Annotated in this window: 14 protein-coding genes; 6 read left to right on the forward strand and 8 right to left on the reverse strand. The window is 31.4% G+C overall.

The genetic code is table 11. The annotated features are described in order from the left end of the window. Positions 1-102: 102 nt before the first annotated feature. From WHD07_RS15935 to WHD07_RS15950, 4 genes are read right to left on the reverse strand one after another with little or no spacing between them, the layout of a single operon-like run. On the reverse strand, positions 103-1,524 hold the full coding sequence (locus tag WHD07_RS15935) for an SDR family oxidoreductase (RefSeq protein WP_343329179.1): 1,422 nt from the start codon (positions 1,522-1,524) through the stop codon (positions 103-105). Positions 1,525-1,529: 5 nt separating this feature from the next. Further along, positions 1,530-2,144 (reverse strand): flavin reductase family protein, encoded by a 615-nt coding sequence (locus tag WHD07_RS15940; protein ID WP_343329180.1) that lies wholly within the window; start codon positions 2,142-2,144, stop codon positions 1,530-1,532. Beyond that, entirely contained in the window at positions 2,144-3,448 is a 1,305-nt protein-coding gene (locus WHD07_RS15945; protein WP_343329181.1) for an ABC1 kinase family protein, read from the reverse strand. Before WHD07_RS15945 ends, WHD07_RS15940 begins: the two co-directional genes overlap by 1 nt. Positions 3,449-3,458: 10 nt before the next feature. After that, the gene (locus WHD07_RS15950; protein ID WP_343329182.1) at positions 3,459-4,115 is read right to left on the reverse strand and encodes a TetR family transcriptional regulator C-terminal domain-containing protein; all 657 of its coding nucleotides are present in this window, start codon (positions 4,113-4,115) and stop codon (positions 3,459-3,461) included. A gap of 155 nt (positions 4,116-4,270) precedes the next feature. On the opposite strand from WHD07_RS15950, the gene WHD07_RS15955 reads away from it, so the two are divergent. Next, positions 4,271-5,359 (forward strand): formylglycine-generating enzyme family protein, encoded by a 1,089-nt coding sequence (locus WHD07_RS15955; protein WP_343329183.1) that lies wholly within the window; start codon positions 4,271-4,273, stop codon positions 5,357-5,359. A gap of 41 nt (positions 5,360-5,400) precedes the next feature. Here the strand turns inward: WHD07_RS15955 and hutG are convergent, their stop codons facing one another. Genes hutG through hutH form a run of 4 tightly spaced genes read right to left on the reverse strand, consistent with a single transcriptional unit; the run spans position 5,401 to position 11,122 of the window. Then, complete coding sequence (gene hutG, locus WHD07_RS15960) at positions 5,401-6,393, reverse strand: formimidoylglutamase (RefSeq protein WP_343329184.1); 993 nt, start codon at positions 6,391-6,393, stop codon at positions 5,401-5,403. Then, positions 6,386-7,627: an imidazolonepropionase gene (gene hutI / locus WHD07_RS15965; RefSeq protein ID WP_343329185.1), complete on the reverse strand. Its 1,242-nt coding sequence runs from the start codon at positions 7,625-7,627 to the stop codon at positions 6,386-6,388. Before hutI ends, hutG begins: the two co-directional genes overlap by 8 nt. Continuing rightward, on the reverse strand, positions 7,627-9,624 hold the full coding sequence (locus WHD07_RS15970) for a urocanate hydratase (RefSeq protein WP_343329186.1): 1,998 nt from the start codon (positions 9,622-9,624) through the stop codon (positions 7,627-7,629). Before WHD07_RS15970 ends, hutI begins: the two co-directional genes overlap by 1 nt. Positions 9,625-9,631: 7 nt before the next feature. Next, on the reverse strand, positions 9,632-11,122 hold the full coding sequence (hutH, locus tag WHD07_RS15975) for a histidine ammonia-lyase (protein ID WP_343329187.1): 1,491 nt from the start codon (positions 11,120-11,122) through the stop codon (positions 9,632-9,634). A 78-nt stretch (positions 11,123-11,200) separates the two neighbouring features. On the opposite strand from hutH, the gene WHD07_RS15980 reads away from it, so the two are divergent. The 5 genes from WHD07_RS15980 to WHD07_RS16000 all read left to right on the forward strand — a co-directional run bounded on the left by WHD07_RS15980 (position 11,201) and on the right by WHD07_RS16000 (position 19,327). Next, positions 11,201-12,088, forward strand: a complete 888-nt coding sequence (locus tag WHD07_RS15980; protein ID WP_343329188.1) for a LysR family transcriptional regulator — start codon at positions 11,201-11,203, stop codon at positions 12,086-12,088. 265 nt (positions 12,089-12,353) lie between these two features. Next, a complete protein-coding gene (locus WHD07_RS15985) occupies positions 12,354-13,244 on the forward strand; it encodes a BPSS1187 family protein (protein WP_343329189.1) in 891 nt (296 codons plus the stop codon). A 38-nt stretch (positions 13,245-13,282) separates the two neighbouring features. Then, positions 13,283-14,851, forward strand: coding sequence for a sulfatase (locus tag WHD07_RS15990; protein ID WP_343329190.1), 1,569 nt, complete (start codon positions 13,283-13,285; stop codon positions 14,849-14,851). 56 nt (positions 14,852-14,907) lie between these two features. Further along, complete coding sequence (locus tag WHD07_RS15995) at positions 14,908-15,714, forward strand: aspartate/glutamate racemase family protein (protein ID WP_343329191.1); 807 nt, start codon at positions 14,908-14,910, stop codon at positions 15,712-15,714. Between the two features lie 415 nt (positions 15,715-16,129). Beyond that, entirely contained in the window at positions 16,130-19,327 is a 3,198-nt protein-coding gene (locus tag WHD07_RS16000) for a glycoside hydrolase family 2 TIM barrel-domain containing protein (protein ID WP_343329192.1), read from the forward strand. Positions 19,328-19,705 lie beyond the last annotated feature (378 nt).

A 19,705-nucleotide genomic window follows, 5' to 3' on the forward strand; every position in this document is an offset into this window, starting at 1 on the left:
ATTAACAAAATATTATAATATTTTAAAGATTTATTTTTCAGTCGTTTACTGTAGAGGTAAAAAAAATAGAGGGTGATGAATGAGCTGTTGTTTTATGTTAGTTTATTTATTGATGTTGCTAATCATTCCGTTAAAAACAAACCAGTGAAAAGGCATTACGGCGTACCAGTACAATCTACCTGCCAAACCATGGGGTCTAAAAGTGGCTGTTTGGTGCAGTGTGTTGTCTATAATTTTAAACTCTAACCAGGCTTCGCCAGGTAGTATCATTTCTGCATACAATAAAAGTTTTCCCTTTTCTTTATCAGCATATATTACTCGCCAAAAATCTAGAGCATCACCAACATTTAATTCGGTAGGATGCCTTCTTCCTCTACGCAAACCAGCGCCACCAAAAAATTGATCTAAAAAGCCACGAATTTTCCATAAAAAGGTGCCGTAATACCAACCTGTTTCCCCTCCAATAGCCCAAATTCTGTTTAGTGTTCTTTCTTTATCGATAACGGTTCTCTTTTTAAAATCTTTAAAACAACCATATTCTGGAACATTTATAAATTCGTGAACATAATTTTTTAATTTCCCGCTACTGATGTATGAGTCTTTCCAACTAGAAATAATACTATTTTGTTCAATTTTTTTAAAAGCTAGTTTTACAGCTTCCTTGTAAGACATTGGTTGTACGTCTAAAATTGTATTGATATTGCTTTTATTACCTATAACTTCTACGCCCATAGAGTTTACTAAAGAACTTGCTAGTTTGTATGACGTTGAGGTAACAAAATACAACCAATAAGAAGATAGTTTTGGGGTCATTACAGGTACGGTTATAATAGATCTTTTTAGTTTTCTTACATCAGCAAACTGTAATAGCATTTCTTTGTATGTAAGTATTTCTGGCCCAAAAATATCATGAGAAGTATTGTAAAGTTCTTTTTTGCCGAGAGATTTGTGTAAAAAAGCCAATACATCTCTAATTGCTAAAGGTTGTGTTTTTGTGTTTAACCATTTGGGAGCTATCATTACAGGTAGTTTCTCTACGATATCTCTAATAATTTCAAAGGATGAACTGCCAGAACCCACAATTATTCCTGCTTTAAAGGTGGTTAATGCATACTTGTTTGATGCTAATGTTTTTTCTACGTTTTTTCTTGATAATAAATGTTTAGAAAGTTTAGTGTCGTTGGTTATTCCACTTAAGTAAATAACTTGTTTTGTGGAAGTTGTTTCTATAAAATTTTTAAAGTTAAACGCGCATTTTTCTTCTAAAACATGAAATTCTTTGGCAGAATTAGTCATAGAATGAATTAAATAATAAGCAGCATCAATATCTTTTGTAATGTTTGTTAAGCTATTACTATCTAAAAAATCAGCTTCTACTAATTGAACTTTTTTCTGATTTTTATAATAACTTTTTGCTCTTTCTTTGTCTCTTACAGGGCAAATAACGCTATGTCCATCATTTAATAATAACGGAATTAAGCGTTTGCCAATATAGCCAGTTGCACCTGTTACAAGAATTTTCATATGTTTTATTTAGGTCTTTGATACGCTAATCTTTTCTTAAATTTAGGAACAGCATAGGTGTCTAAGCCGTTAATAGTAACAATATTTGCTTTAGATAAATTTATCAATCCATCATTTTCTAACAATTCATCTTTAACATATAATTCTTGTATTTGAGCTACAATCATTAATACATTATTAGATGAAATATGTATTTCTTCTACAAATTTCATACTCATTTGCACGGGAGAATTTTTAACAAAAGGAGCTTTAAAATTACCCTTAAATTCCTCTTCTAATTTCGTTACTTCAAATTCAGAAATTTCTTCTGGGTATTTTGCTGATGTATGATGTCCGTCTTCAATAATGTCTTCATAAATATGATTGATGGTAAAAATGCCACTTTCTTTTATGTTTTTATAAGTGTTTCTAGGTACTGTTGTCGGTCTTAAAATAAAACCTAAGGTTGGTGGGGTAGAGCCTAAATGTGTAACAGAACTAAATATAGCAACATTGCTAACTCCATTGTTAGATATAGTAGCAATTAAATTTGCCGATTTAAAACCAGAGCAACTATTTATAAGGTTTATTTTATAAAGATGTTCTAAATTTTGAATGTTTTTAAAGTTAAAAAAGGCCATTAAAGTGTTTTATAATTATTAATTTTTATATCCTTTGCTTTTAAATCGTGCATTAAATTATACAAACCAAAAAAGGTTCTGTTGATATAAATAAAGTGTTTAGAACCTCTATTTCCATTCATGTCTTTTAGTTCGGTGCTTTTGGCGTATTTAGCGCCTAATTCAGAGAGTTTACCAAAGAAAACTTCATCAGAAAAATCGAATACTTCTTGGTGAAAAGGTTGCGTAAATAAACTTAGCATTTCATGAAACATTGCTCTAAAGAAATCTAATTCTTCTTTAGAATCATCTACTCTTAAAATTTCTAATTGAAATAGTTTTTCTTCAAAGAAAGTTGGATTAGAAATGTTTTCTTTTTTAGCCAATTCAAAATAAGGAACATAGAAATCATTGGGTATGGTTTTCATGCATCCAAAATCAATTACAATCAGTTCGTTTTCTGGAGAAATTAAAAAATTTCCAGGATGCGGATCTGCATGTACCTTTTGTAATTTATGAATCTGAAACATGTAGAAATCCCATAATGCCTGCCCTAATTTATTGGCAACTTCTTGTTTGTCTGTGTAAAATTCAGATAAATGTACACCGTGCATCCAATCCATAGTAATAATTCTATCTGATGATAAATCAGCATAATATTCAGGGAATTTTAAATTAGGGATATGTTTACAAGCAGCTACAATTTCTTTACTTTGTGTAACTTCTAAAACGTAATTTGTTTCTTCTACCAATTTATTTTCTACTTCTTTAAAATATTTATCAGAATCTTTACCTCTAATATTAAACATTTTAATAGCAATAGGTTTTACCAATGCTAAATCTGAAGCTATACTTTGTGCAACACCCGGATATTGAATTTTTACAGCCAATTCTTTTCCGTTTTTCTCTGCTTTATGAACCTGACCAATACTTGCTGCGTTTACAGAAACGGTATTAAATTTATCATAAATTTCATTCGGGTTTTTACCAAAATACTTTTTAAAAGTTTTTGTCACTAAAGCGGGAGAAAGTGGTGGTACAGAAAATTGAGATAGTGAAAATTTTTCTACATAGGCTTGCGGTAGAATACTTTTTTCCATACTCAACATTTGCGCTACTTTTAAAGCACTTCCTTTTAGCGTTTTTAAGCCATCATAAATATCTTCGGCATTGTTTTCATTTAATTTTGCTTTGGCTTCTTCTTCTGTTTTGGTGATTTTATCTCCGTAATATTTAAGATAATTTACCCCAATTTTAGCTCCCGTTGTAACTAATTTAGAAGCTCTTTGAATTTTAGATGTTGGTATAGAATCAATGGTTTTCATGACTTCTTTTTTAGTTAAAGTTTACTTTTTCTTTTAGGATGAATTTCCCAAAATCTATGATACTCTGTAATGGTTTTATATCCATTAAATCAAAACGAGCATTGATTGATTTTTCTATAAATAAATCTGTTTTTTCAAAAGAAGGAGAAACATCATCTAGCCAAAACTTAAGAGTTACTAACAAATGAAACCAAGAGGATTCTTGTATCGATTTATCTTGAATTTTTTCTAGTTTTTCGTGCTTTAAATCTATTTTTTCGATACCAATATTTTGTACATAATTAATGTATTCTTTTCGTAATCCTTTTAGTGTTTTTAATTTTTTAAAATCGCTATTGCTATTTTCTAAAGCATATACAAGGTAACTTCTGTTAGCTGTTAATATTTCGAAAAAAGTAAAATAAAAACTTAATAATTTATTTCTTGCATCAAAAGTTTCGTAGTCTTCACTTTTACTTAAAACGGTTATAGTATGATGAAAAAATTCAGAAAAAATAGCTTCTTCTAAAACATCAAAAGAACCATAAAATTTATAGAAATCAGTTTCTTCAAAATTATTTTCTTTAGCAAAACTAAATACCGATTTTGGTTGATGGTTGTTTTCTAAAACAAATTCCATGTACCAGGAAATTAAATTGTCTTTGTTGATGTTTTTTTTACGAGCCATAATTCTTTGAATTTATGTAAAGATACAAAATGTTTAACAAAACAATCATTTTGTTAAACAATAATTTTTTGTTAAAAATTGACATCATTTTAATAGAATTAAATTTATAAGTAATAAGAATATCTATATTTGTTTTAAAACACTAAATTTTAAAGATGAATTTTAATTTAAAACCCTTTTTAGTCACCGTTTTATCACTTTCAGTTTTTGTTGTAGGTTGTGATAAGAAAACCGAAAAAGAAAAAACAGTTGTAAAAACTGCCATAAATACCGATAAAGTAGAAACACCAGAAGGTATGGTTTGGGTGGCTTCTAAAACTTTTTTAATGGGGGCAAAAAATGAGGATAAATATGCTATGCCACGTGAAAAGCCAGCGCATAAAGTAGCTGTTGATGGTTTTTTTATTGATGCACATGAGGTTACCAACAAGCAATTTAAGGAGTTTGTTGCTGCCACAAAATATATAACGGTTGCAGAAAGACCAATTGATTGGGATGAAATTAAAAAAGATTTACCTCCGAATACACCAAAACCAGCAGATTCAATTTTACAACCTGGAAGTTTAATTTTTAATAAACATGCCAAAGGTGTGGTTTCTATGGATAATTATGGGCAATGGTGGGCTTGGAAAATAGGAGCAGATTGGAAGCATCCAGAAGGGCCTGGTAGTTCTATAGAAGGAAAAGATAATTTCCCTGTTGTACATGTTGCGCAAGAAGATGCTTTGGCGTATTGTAAGTGGTCTAATAGAAGATTGCCAACGGAGGCTGAATGGGAATCTGCAGCGCAAGGTAAATTTGAAGATAATATTTTTACTTGGGGAAATAAATTTGAAGATTTAGATGCAAATGCAAATACATGGCAAGGAAAATTTCCGACAGAAAATATTTCTGAAGACGGATTTGAATATATTTCACCGATAAAATCCTATCCAGCAAACAATATCGGTTTGTATGATATGGCGGGTAATGTTTGGGAAATGACAACAGATTTATTTAATGTAAATTATTATCAAACGATAGACCCAAATGTTGTTTTACAAAATCCTGTTGGAGCAGATAAATCGTATACACCTAGTAATCCATATCAAATAGAATATGTAATGAAAGGTGGTTCTTTTTTATGTCATGCTTCTTATTGCGCTAGTTTTAGAATTTCTGCAAGAATGGGAATGGAGCCTAATTCAGGTTCTGATCATATTGGTTTTAGAACGGTAGCAACTAAAGAAATGTTGGTAAAATAATAAAGACTATTATTTATAAATGAATACGAAACTCCTTTTTATCAATCTGATAAAAGGGAGTTTTTTGTTTGTTCCATTACAATGAAATCTACAAGTTTAGCAGCTAAATTGGCTGTTGTATTGTCTATATCTAAAGATGGATTTAGTTCTGCGATATCACAAGAAATTACTTTTTTTGTTTCAAATAAATAGTGAAGTATTTTAAAAACAAAATTAGGGGTAAAACCTAAAGGTGATGGAGCACTCACGCCAGGTGCATAGGCAGATGAAAAACCATCCATATCTATGGTAATATATACGTAATCGTTTTTATCAATAATTGGTTGTAACTTTTTCTTGATAGCATTTGTATTTTCTGAATCAGTTTCGCAATAATAATTAATAACAAAATCTACATTTTTACTTTTTGCAATATTAAAAAGTTCTTTAGTATTAGATTGTTGTTGAATTCCAATAGGGAAATAAGTTACATTTTTAAACTCATTTAAAATTTGATTAAATGGAGTTCCGGAGTTCGGTTTGGTTTCTACCGGACGCAAATCAAAATGAGCATCAAAATTTATAATAGCAATGTTCTTTTTTTGTTCGTGTTTTACGCTTTCATAAATACCTTTAAAATGACCGTAAGCAATATCATGTCCGCCACCAATTGCAATCGGAAAAATGCCATTAGAAATTAGTTTTTTTATCGCCTTTGCAAAGCTTAATTGACACGTTTCTAAATCTTGATTGATACAAACAATAGTACCAACATCTACAATTTTTTTAGCCTCAAAATGGATGGGGAATTTAGCCAAACGCTCTCTTATTACATTCGGACTTTCACTAGCGCCAATTCTACCTAAATTTCTTTTTACACCTTCATCGCAAGCATAACCAATTAGGGCGATGTCAATTTGTTTGTGATCAACCCCATTAAGATCAAGCAGTTCAATTTCTTGATACCAATATTGATTTTCTAATGCTGGGTTTGATTTTCTACCCGTCCAGAATTTTTTTTCAGGAAGTTGGTATGTCATATTTAATTTATCCATCGATTTCTATTCCTTTTACATATACTTTTTCAATCTGATTATTTCCAAAAGAATAAGGGATAAAAGCGTAAGAATTTATGGGTTTGGTTAAAATTAAATTTGCTAATTTTCCTTTGGTAATTGTTCCGGTTTTAGTTTCTAAACCCATTGCATAAGCGCCATTTATAGTACTGGCATTAATTGCTTCTTGCGGAGTCATTTTCATTTTAATACATGCTGTAGCAATCACAAAATTCATGTTACCAGAAGGCGAAGAACCTGGGTTAAAATCAGATGCTAGTGCAATTGGTAAACCTGCATCAATCATTTTACGTGCTGGTGTGTACGGAATGCTTAAAAAATAAGAACAACCTGGTAATGCAACAGGCATTGTGTTGGTCTTTTTTAAAGCTTCAATATCAATGTCTCTCATAACTTCTAAATGATCTACAGATAAAGCATTGAATTGTATACCTACCTGAATACCATCAATAGCCGTAAATTGATTGACATGAACCTTTGGAGTTAGTCCATGCTTTTTTCCTGCTTCTAGAATTTTTTTGGTGTCTGAGGCTGAGAAATATCCTGTTTCACAGAAAACATCGATATATTCTGCCAATTTTTCTTGGGCTATTTTAGGAATGATGTTGTTTACCAATAAATCGATATATCCTGCTTTATTTTCTTTGTATTCTAAAGGAATTGCATGTGCGCCTAAAAAGGTTGCTTTTATTTCTATAGGATACTTTTCTTTTAATTTTCTAATAACACGAAGCATTTTTAACTCAGCTTCTGCTGTTAATCCGTAGCCAGATTTAATTTCTATGGCTCCTGTGCCTAGTTGAATAACTTCTTTTAATCGAACTTCACTTTGTTTGTATAATTCATCCTCTGAAGTCTGTTGTAATTTTTTAGCAGAGTTTATAATTCCGCCTCCATTTTCTGCGATTTCTTCGTAAGATAAACCGTTAATTCTATCGGCAAATTCGCCTTCTCTATTACCTGCGTAAACGAGATGTGTATGAGAATCGCACCAAGAAGGTAATATCATTTTTCCGGTAGCATCAATCACTTTTGTAAAATCATCAATAGGACACTCTTTCATTTCGCCAAAATTAGCAATCAAACCATTATCTACTATTAAAAAAGCATTTTTAATAGTAGGTAAAATATTCATTTCATCACCAGAAACAAAAGAAATTGGTGTTGTTCTAACTTGAATTAATTCTTTTATATTTTTAAATAATGTGGCCATTAAAATAAGTTGTTTAATAGTTTGTCTTGTACTAAGTTAGGTAAAGTTACTTTTAAATTGGGCGACCTTTCCATTTCTCTTTTAATGGCAAAAATAGCTTCATCATTTCTAGCCCAACTTCTACGCGCAATACCGTTATTTACATCGTAAAACAACATGCTTTTTAAACGTTTTTCTGCTTGTTTAGAGCCGTCTAATAACATACCGAAACCTCCATTGATTACTTCTCCCCAACCAACGCCGCCACCATTGTGAATAGAAACCCAAGTTGCTCCTCTAAAACTATCGCCAATAACATTGTGGATTGCCATATCCGCAGTAAATTTACTGCCATCGTAGATGTTAGATGTTTCTCTAAACGGAGAATCTGTACCGCTCACATCATGATGATCTCTACCTAAAACAACCGGCCCAATTTCTCCATTTTTAATAGCATCATTAAAAGCGGTGGCTATTTTAGTGCGTCCTTCTGCATCTGCATATAAGATACGAGCCTGAGAGCCTACCACCATTTTATTTTTCTTTGCATCTTTAATCCAAGTAATATTGTCTTGCATTTGCAATTGAATTTCTTTGGGAGAATTTTCCATGATTTTTTGTAAAACCGTGGCTGCAATTTCATCTGTTTTATCTAAATCTTCTGCTTTTCCAGATGCGCAAACCCATCTAAACGGACCAAAACCATAATCGAAACACATAGGACCTAATATGTCTTGCACATAAGAAGGGTATTTAAAATCGATTCCATTTTCTGCCATTACATCTGCTCCGGCTCTAGAAGATTCTAATAAAAAAGCATTTCCGTAATCGAAGAAATAAGTCCCTTTTTTTGTGTGGCTGTTAATGGATTTTGCATGTCTTCTTAAAGATTCTTGTACTTTCTCTTTAAAGAGTTGAGGTTCTTCACTTATTAATCGGTTAGATTCTTCGTAAGAAATTCCTACAGGATAATAACCACCTGTCCAAGGAATATGTAAAGAAGTTTGATCTGAACCTAAGTGAATAAAAATGTTTTCTTCATCAAAACGTTCCCATATTTCTACCACATTACCAATATAAGCAATGGAAATCGTTTCGTTTTTTAGTTGTGCAATTTTCACCCTTTTAATCAAATCATTGATATCATCAATTAAAAGATCTACCCAACCTTGTTGATGTCTTTTTGTAGCTGCTTTTGGGTTTACTTCTGCTACAATGGTAATGCAACCCGCAATGTTTCCTGCTTTTGGTTGTGCGCCACTCATGCCGCCTAAACCAGCGGTTAAAAATATTTTTCCTTTTGATGTTTCTTCTTTTGATAAAACTTTTCTAAAGGCATTCATTAAGGTAATTGTTGTTCCGTGTACAATTCCTTGTGGGCCAATGTACATATAAGAACCAGCGGTCATTTGTCCGTATTGTGTAACGCCCAAAGCATTGTATTTTTCCCAATCATCAGGTTTTGAGTAATTAGGAATCATCATGCCGTTGGTAGCAATTACCCTTGGGGCTTTTTTAGAAGAAGGAAATAATCCCATCGGATGCCCAGAATAAATATGCAACGTTTGTTTATTTGTCATTTCTGATAAATAATGCATTACCAATAAATATTGTGCCCAATTCTGAAAAACTGCTCCATTGCCGCCATAAGTAATTAATTCTTCTGGATGTTGGGCAACTTTAGGGTCTAAGTTATTTTGAATCATGAGCATAATTGCCGCTGCTTGAGTCGATTTTGCTGGGTATTCTTCTATGGAACGTGCGTGTATTTTGTAATTGGGTTTAAATCGGTACATATAAATACGTCCATAATTTTTTAACTCTTCTGCAAATTCAATTGCAAGCTCTTGATGCCATTCTTTTGGGAAATAACGCAACGCATTTCTAATGGCTAATTTTTTTTCATCAAAAGATAAAATATCCTTCCTTTTTGGTGCTCTATTTGCGTTTTTAGGATATTCTTTCTTGTTTGGTAAAGTAGCCGGAATTCCTTCTTGTAGTTGTTCTTTAAATGTCATCTTTAAATTATTTTACAATGAATGCTTTATTTCTTACTAACAATATCATTTCATTAATGTCGTCTTTAAGTATGCGGTCTTCCTCTAGTTTTGCTACTTTTTGTCTTATTATTTTAAAGTTTTTTTCAATAATAGTAGAAAAACGATTAGGTCTTCTAAATTCCATTGCTTGTGCTGCGTACATTAATTCTATGGCTAAAATCATTTCTACATTACTAAGAATTTGATTTAGTTTTCGTCCAGAAATACTTCCCATAGAAACATGATCTTCTTGCCCTAAAGAAGTTGGAATACTGTCTGCAGAAGGAGGGAAGCATAACGATTTATTTTCTGTAACTAAGGCTGCGGTTGTGTATTGCGGAATCATATAACCAGAGTTTAAACCACCACTTTTTGTAAGTAATCTTGGTAAACCGTATTTACCTTCTAAAAGTAAAAAACACCTTCTGTCTGCAATGTTTCCTAATTCTGATGCAGCAATAGAAGTGTAATCTAACGCCATTGCTAAAGGTTGTCCATGAAAATTTCCTCCAGAAATAGCTTCTGTATCACTCAATACAATAGGATTGTCTGTTACAGAATTCATTTCTATTTCTGCCAATTCATTTAAGTGTTGAAATGCGTTTCTAGACGCTCCGTGAACTTGTGGTATACATCTTACAGAATACGGATCTTGAACTCTATCACATTCGAAATGATTTTCTACATTCTGAGAATCCTTTAAAAACATTCTCATACGTTTTGCTACTTTTATGCTTCCTGCAAATGGTCTTATTTCATGCAATTCTTTTCTAAAAGGAGAGGCACTTCCCTGAAAACCTTCTAAAACCATTGCTCCAGATAAATCTGCTAAATTGAGTAAATACTCCATTCTTTGCAATGCTTTAATGGCATGCGCTAAAATAAATTGTGTACCATTTATTAAACCTAAACCTTCTTTTGCTTGCAGTGTTAATGGTGTTAAATGATGTGTTTTGTATATTTTATTGGTGGATATAATAGTATTGCCAACCCAACATTCCCCTTCGCCAATTATTGGTAAGAATAAGTGAGATAGAGGCGCTAAATCTCCAGAAGCACCTACAGAACCTTTTTCTGGTACAACAGGTAAAATATCGTTTTCAATAAAGAAAATAATACGCTCTATAAGTGTTAATCGAACTCCAGAATAACCTTGAGATAATGCATGTACTTTGCAAATCATCATTATTTTAGAAAGTTCTTTCTGTATCGGTTCACCTACACCAACAGCGTGTGTTATTAGTAGGTTTGTTTGCAGTTTACTCGTGTCTTTTGGAGATATTTGTGTGTCACATAATGGTCCGAAACCGGTGTTAATTCCGTAAATGGCTTTGTTAGAATTCGCCATAATTTCAACTTTTTCTCTACATTTATTTATCTTATCGATGGCTTCCTTATTTAAAATAGCTTTTAAACTTCCGTTTGCAATGGCAATAACTTTATCGACTGTAAGTCTATCTATTCCGTATAAAAACATAGTGATTTTGTATTTTGATACAAAGTTATCTTTATATTTGATATCTTTTGATATTATAATCACTAGCAATTGATAACTATGAGTAATCAAATAGAATATAGACACATTCGTTATTTTTTAGCCGTTGCAGAAACACTTCATTTTAGAAAAGCAGCAGAGAAATTGTATATTTCTCAACCTGGTTTAACAAGGCAGATTAAAAATATGGAAGATGATTTAGGGGTAAAACTGTTTGATCGTCATAATAGAAAAGTTGAGTTAACAAAAACTGGCGAGTATTTAAGAAAAGAATTAACTCGGAATTTAAATGAGTTAACCGAAATTTTAGATTTCGCAAAATTGGTAAATAATGGTATTGAAGGGAATTTGAATTTCGGATATGTGGGTTCTGCTATGAAAAAAATAATACCTCAATTACTGTTGAGGTTAAAGGAAGAATATGAAAATGTTGTTTTCAATTTAAAAGAAATGAACAACCAGCAACAAATAGAACAATTGCTTTCTAATGAAATTGATGTTGGCTTTGTGCGTTTAGATAGAGTTCCTGCAGGTTTAGGAATTTGCGAAGTTTTAAAAGAACCTTTTTGTTTGGTGCTGCCCATAGATCATCCGCTGAATAGTGACAGTTTTAAAAGTTTAATTCAATTAGAAAAAGAACCTTTTATTATGTTCGATTCTTCTGATAGTCCTTCTTATTACGAAAAAGTAATGCAGCTTTTTGATGATAGTGGTTTTTCTCCCATCGTTTCTCATAGTACCATACATGCAGCTTCTATATATAGTTTAGTAGAAAATGGTTTGGGTATTTCTATTGTGCCAGCATCTTTAACGTTAACGGATAATAAGAAAGTGAAATTTATAGCATTAGATAAAATGCGACAAAGAACGTCTCTTTCTGTAATCTGGGATAAAAATAATAAAAACCCTTCCTTACAGCATTTGTTACATATTATTGAAGAAAATTAGTCAACAAGAAACAATTTTAAAGTTGTCTTTAACTAAAGATAAAAATGATTAGTGATAATGTAATTTTTATCTATATTTACGAAAAATTACTAAAGAAAAATTAACAAATTAAATGTTTTGTTAAATAAAGTTTGTTTAAAGTGGTGTTTTGTTGATAAAAACGCATATTTATAAATCGATGACAACTATTGTTAGTTTGTCAACTACTTTAAGAAAAAGGAAATTGCTAAACCATTTTTAAAATTCAATTCAAAATTAATAAATAATGAAGTTTTTTTTAATTCCCCTTGCTTTTATTTTCTTTAGCTACAATTTTACTTTTGCTCAATCTTCTAAAGGGTTTCCAAAAGAATATAAGGTTCTAAATGTAAAACCGTCTACTACAGATGCTACAATTAAAGAAGCAAATTCGCCTCACTTAATTGTTTATAACCCAGAAGCAAAACAAGGTAAACTATTATTTTTTATGCCAGGAACAGGAGGAGTTGCTTTAAAAGGACCTCGTGCATTATTTGCTACAGCTGTTTCTCAAGGATATCGTGTTATTAATATATCTTATATAAATAGACCTGCAGTTGCTCAAATATGTAGGGGAGATAATTTATTAGAAAACACTAATTGTACTGCAGAATTTAGAACAAAACGTATTTATGGAGATACTAAGTTTTCATTAATTAAAGATGAGCCACAAGATGCTATTGTACGTAGATTAACAAAGTTGTTACTTTATCTTTCTGAGAATGATAAGGATGGAAACTGGGACTTTTATTTAGAAAAAGGTGTTCCAAAATGGAGTGAAATAGCCGTTTCAGGTCAATCTCAAGGAGGTGGAATGGCAGCTTTTATAGCGCAAGAACACTTGGTTGCTAGAGTTATAGATTTTTCTGGCGGTTGGGATTATTCAGAAGGAAAAAAGATTGCAAAATGGTATTCTAATAAAAGTATAACACCTGCAAATCTTTGGTACGGAACATATCATGCAAAAGAGCCGAATGCAAAAGTAATTAAAGAAACATACTATGCTTTGGGTATTCCAGAAAATCAAATTTATGAGTTTAATTTACCAGTTCCCAAAGGAAAAAAAGGACATTCTAATGGTGTTAGAAATACAGGGTATAGAACTCAGTGGATTGAACTATTAGGTAAAGGAAATTAAGAATAGCGTAAAATAATTTACAAAAACCAATAAAATATATGAGAATTTTACTATTGTTAATTTCTCTATCTTTTTTAAATACGTCTTGTGATAAAAAAAAGGAAGAGATTGCTATACAAAAACCTAATATCATTTTTTTATCAATAGATGATTTAAGAGCAGATCTTGGTGTTTACGGAAATGAAGAAATAAAAACGCCTAACATAGATGCTTTGGCAGCCAAATCAATGGTAATGTTAAATACACATGCACAAGCTGCTGTTTGTGCACCTTCAAGAGCAAGTGTGTTATTAGGCTATAGGCCAGATTCTACAAGAGTTTGGCATTTGGGAGATAAATTTAGAGAGATAAATCCTAGCGCTGTTACCATGCCGCAATATTTTCATAAAGCAGGATATTACACAGTAAATATTGGTAAAATTTTTCATAATTATATGCCAGATTCTATTTCTTGGGATGAACCAGATTTAAAACCTTTTCCATACAATACAAAAGAATATAAGAAAAGAGATGCTGAGACTTATTATTATACGGAAGAGGCCTTAAAAGACCAGAAAATAAAAAGAGCTATTTTATTAGAGAAAAGAAAAGGGAAAAAAGTATATGGTGATGGCTGGAACAGAGGGCCTGCCTTAGAAAGTGCAGATGCTCCAGATTCTTTATATTATGATGCAATGCAAACGCAATTGGCATTAAAAACTTTAGATAGAATTAAGGATAAAAAAACACCTTTTTTTTTGGGACTAGGTTTGTATAGACCCCATCTTCCTTTTGTTGCCCCAAAAAAATATTGGGATTTATATCCTGTAGGTTCTGTGTCTCCAGCAGCAAACCCTAAGTTGCCAAAGAATGCGCCTGTAATGTCTGCAAATGCAAATTATGAGTTAAGAGCGTATACTAATCCACATAAAATTGGCAGACCAGAAGACGAGCCTTTGCCAGAAGCGTATGCAGATTCTTTAAAAAGAGGTTATTATGCAAGTGTAAGTTTTATTGATGCTTGTGTAGGTAAATTGGTAAAAGGTTTAAAAGAAAGAGGCTTATATGAAAATACCGTAATTGTTTTATGGGGAGATCATGGATGGAAATTAGGCGATCATAATGGTTGGGGAAAAATGACTAATTTTTATATTGATACTCACGTGCCATTGATAATCAAAGGAGCATATCAAAAAGAAGGAAAACGTATTGAAGCACTTTCTGAATTGGTAGATATATTTCCTACATTATGTGATTTAACAGGAGTTGATAAAGCTAATTATTTAGAAGGCACAAGTTTAGTACCCGTTTTTGAGAACCCAGATTTAGAATGGAAAGATGCTGTTTTTACACAATTTAGAAGACGTAAACGTATTTCTAAAGACGGCAATGAATACATGGGGTATTCTATGCAAACCAAACAATATCATTATATAGAGTGGTATTTATGGGATAATGATAAAAAACAAAAAGGAGATTTTGCAGCCACAGAATTATACGATCATTATGTAGATGCTAACGAAACGGTTAATGTTGCAAATAATACTGATATGGTTGAAATTGTTAAAGGTTTATCAAAAAAACTAGCTAAAGGTTGGAAAGGTGCATTACCCAAAAGTATCTTGTAATCAATTTATATAGCAAATAAAGTTTAAAATTGAGTATTTGTAGTTTTATTTGTTTGATGTCTTGTAAAAAAGAAGCAGAAAAAGTAGAAACGATAGTAAAAGTAAAACCTAAAACAATATTAAGTATAAAAACGGAAATGGAACATAAAAAATTACCTCACCAAAACATGAAAAAATTAGGGTTAATAGGTGGTACTTCTTGGCATTCTACAGTAGAATATTATGCGGCAATAAATCAGTCTATTAATGATTATTATGGTAATAATACAAATCCGCCTTTAACAGTGTATACTATTAATCAGGCAGCTGTACATCAATTTCAGAAAGAAGATAAGTGGGATTCTATTGCGCTCATGCTAACGGAGGGAGCAGAGAGTTTACAACAAGGAGGAGCAACAGCGGTTATGTTTTGCGCCAATACACCTCATAAAGTATTTGATAAAGTGCAAGCTCAATTAAATTTTCCTGTAATTCATATTGGCGACGCAACTGCCAAAGAAATTCTGAAAAAAGGAATTAAAAGTGTAGGCTTTTTAGGGACAATTTATACCATGGAAGGAGATTTTATCACCAAAAGAATTGCTGATAATGGTATTGATGTTTTGGTGCCAGAAAAACAAGAAGTACTTGTAGAATTACAAAGAATTATAGAAGAAGAATTAACCTATGGTATGGTAAAACCGGCTTCTAAAAAGTACGTACTTAACGTTATTAAAAATTTGGTAGATAGAGGTGCAGAAGGTGTTGTTTTAGGTTGTACAGAATTTCCTTTAATGATTTTTGATGAAGATTTAAAAATACCCGTATTTGATACTACAGAAATTCACTCAAAAGCGGCAGTTGATTATATTTTAAGTGAATAAAGCTTGCAAAAATATTTTATTATTAAAACCAAAAAACCTTGATGAATTTTATCAAGGTTTTTTTGGTTTAGTTGAGGTGTTTTATCTTTGAGGTATAAAAAAGTGTTGCCAAGACAAAAAGTAAGATTTATAATCTTTATCTAATTACTGCAAGTATTTTAATGTTACAATCTTATTCTTTAATATCTTGTTTAGTGTAAATAATGTGTTTTTAAATAGTTGTTTAATAGTGTTTTATATGTTGGGTGTTACGGGTATTTTATATTTGTTTCTTCATGTGAATTTACAATTGATGCAACATTTTAACCCCCTTTTTGATAAAGCCGTTTCTTTGTTTTATTCTAATTTTGAAAATAGGGAACGCTCTTCTTTATTTTAGTAAAGAAAGTAAATAGTTAAAATAAATAAATTATAAATGAATAAACATTTTTACCTTTTAGCAATCTGTTTTTTAGTTTTATCGTGTAATAATTCTATTAAAAAGCCAACATATTTGGCTGAAAAATGGGAGAATCCGGAATGGGAAAATCCAGAAATTTTTCAGATAAATAGAGAACAACCAACAGCTTCGTTTTACAGATATTCTAAAGCAAGTGAAGCGTTAAAAAATGAGAGTTGGAAAAACTCACCAATGTATAACTCGTTAAACGGTCAATGGAATTTCTATTTTTCAGATAGTGTTTCTGGTCGTCCAACAGATTTTTACAAAAATGATTTTAGCTTAAAAGGTTGGGATACTATTAATGTGCCTTCTAACTGGGAAATGCAAGGTTTTGGAGTGCCTATTTATGTAAATAGAATTTATGCATTTCCTACCAATCCACCTTTTATTCCTCATAATATTAACAATGTAGGTAGCTATAAAAGAGATTTTGAAGTTTCAAAAGATTGGGATGGTAAAGATGTGTACTTACACTTTGCAGGTGTTAGTGGTGCTATGTATGTTTGGGTAAATGGAAAAAAAGTTGGTTATAATGAAGGTAGTAAAACAGCTGCAGAATTTAATGTTACTAATTTTGTAAAACCTGGTAAAAACAATGTATCTGTTCAGGTATTGCGTTGGTCTGATACCAGTTATATGGAAGATCAAGATTTTTGGAGATTAAGCGGTATAGAACGAGACGTTTATGTGTATGCTGTAGATAAAGTTACTGTTAGAGATTTTAGAATTACTGCTGATTTAGAAAACAATTATAAAGACGGTGTTTTTAAAGCAGCTCTTAAAATAGACAACAATACTCAAAAAGAACAAACAAGAGCTATTGAAGTTAAATTACTGGATGGAGATAAAGAAGTATATTCAGAATCTAAAGTTATCAAATTAAATGCAGGTAGAAATACAATTGATTTTAATAAAGTTTTAAAGAACGTAAAAACTTGGAATGCTGAGCACCCTAATTTATATGCTTTATTGATCGACTTAAAAGACGATAAAAATAACACTTTAGAGGCAACAAGTATTAAAGTTGGTTTTAGAAATATTAAGATTGAGAATAGTCAGTTTTTAGTAAACGGGCAACCAGTACTTATTAAAGGAGCAAATCTACATGACCACAGTGATACAGAAGGGCATGCTGTTACAGAAAAGGTAACATTTAAAGATTTAGAAGTGATGAAACAAAATAACTTAAACGCTATTCGTTGTAGTCATTATCCTAAAGACCCTCATTTTTATAGAATGTGCGACAAGTATGGTTTTTATGTTGTTGATGAAGCAAACATAGAATCTCACGGTTTAGGTGCTACAAACCAAGGTTTGGATAAAAACAAAAAAGCACAAAAAATACATCCAGCGTATCAACCAGAATGGAAAGCTGCCCATATGGATAGAACCATTAGAATGTTTGAAAGAGATAAAAACTATCCATCTATTGTAACTTGGTCATTGGGTAATGAAGCAGGGAATGGAGATAACTTTTTTGCAACTTATAAATATTTAAAAGACCAAGATTCTACAAGACCAACACAGTATGAAGGAGCTTTAAATTATGCAAATACAGATATTCAAGCGCCAATGTATTGGACAATTGATAAAATGATTAAGTATGCAGAAAACAACCCTAAAAGACCTTTAATTCAGTGTGAATATGCACATGCAATGGGTAATAGTGTTGGTGGTTTGCAAGACTATTGGGATGTTATAGAAAAGTATGATACCATGCAAGGTGGCTTTATTTGGGACTGGGTAGATCAAGGAATTTTAACAAAAAGCGAAGACGGAACTCCTTATTGGGCTTATGGTGGAGATTTAGGTGCAGATGCGTATAGAAGTGATGTAAACTTTTGTTTAAACGGTATTGTAAATCCAGATAGAACAGCGCATCCTGCATTGCATGAGGTTAAAAAAGTATATCAATATATTAAATTTAAGCCTTTAAATTTAAAGAAAGGTGAAATTGAAATTAAAAACATCTATGATTTTACCAATTTAAATGAATACAAATTTAATTGGGTATTGCTAGAAAATGGTAAAGAAGTAGCAAAAGGAGATTTACCAACTTTAGATATTGCTCCCTACGCAACTAAAAAGGTGAAAATTAATTTGCCTAAGTTTAAAAATGCAGCTGCAGAATACCACTTAAACGTATATGCTTTAAATCAAACTAAAACAGATTTAATGCCGTTGAATCATGTGGTTGCTTTTGAGCAATTTCAATTAGTAAAAGAAAACTTAAATGTAGGTTCTAAAACGTCTAATGAAGCTATTTCAATCTCTTCTGATGCAAATGTAACTAAGGTTTCTAATGCTAATTTTACATTAAAAGTTGATGTTAAAACAGGTAAGATTACAGATTTAGATTACGGTAATGGTAATGTTTTGGTTGAGAGCTTAATACCTAATTTTTGGAGAGCTACTACAGATAATGATTTTGGAGCTAAATCACCAGAAAAATTAGCAGTTTGGAAACAAGCATCTACAACTCAGAATTTAAAATCAATTAAGATTCTTAACAACTCTAAAGAAGTTGCTGTTGCAAATGCATCAGAAGTAAAAGGAGCAGTAAATATTCAAACTATCTTTGATTTGCCTTCTGTTAAAGGACAGGTTACTATTGAGTATGTTGTGCAACCAAATGGAGAAGTAACCGTTACTAATACTTTGACCAATATTTCTAAAGAGTTACCGCACTTACCTAGATTTGGGAATAATTTTATCATTAAAAATGAGTATCAAAATGTGGAATACTTTGGTAGAGGTCCTCATGAAAACTATAATGATAGAAATACTGCCGCTTTAGTTGGTGATTATAAAACAAAAGTAGCAGACATGTATTTTCCATATATCCGTCCACAAGAAAATGGGTATAGAACAGATGTACGTTGGGTTACGTTTAAAAATGATGCCGGAAAAGGTATTAAAATAGAAGGACTTCAGTTATTAGGCTTTAGCACACATCATCAATACAACAACGATTTTGATGCAGGTAAAGAAAAGCAACAACGCCACACAATCGATGTTCCACAAAGAGATTTTGTAAATGTTAATATCGATTATAAACAAACAGGAGTAGGAGGAGACAATAGTTGGAGTGTTAAAGGTTTAGCACACGAACAGTTTAGGGTAAAAGCAGGAGACTTAAAATATTCTTATAAAATAATTCCTTTAAAATAATTTTTAATTATCTGTGTAATAATAAAAGTCAGTGAATTTATATTCACTGGCTTTTTTTGGGATACTAAACTTTATTTAGTTTCGCGTTGTAATGATTTGTATAGGTGGGTTTAGTGTATTGGCTAGTGTTTTTTATTGATTGTTTTAAGGTGGTTTTTCATGCTAAATAAATTCATTTTTATAAGTACTTAAGCCATTCGTTTCAATAAAACTCTGGCTTGTATAATTTTTTATTTAGAAATTGATGTTTTATGTAGATATGTCTCTTTTTAGTTGCTTTTAGAATAATTAATATAAAATACTATTGTGCTATTTTATAAAGGCTTTTTGGTGTTTAATTCGACTATTATAGGTCTTTTAAGGGCTATCTTATAAACG

This window comes from Polaribacter staleyi, from assembly GCF_038024045.1.
Taxonomy (GTDB): domain Bacteria; phylum Bacteroidota; class Bacteroidia; order Flavobacteriales; family Flavobacteriaceae; genus Polaribacter; species Polaribacter butkevichii.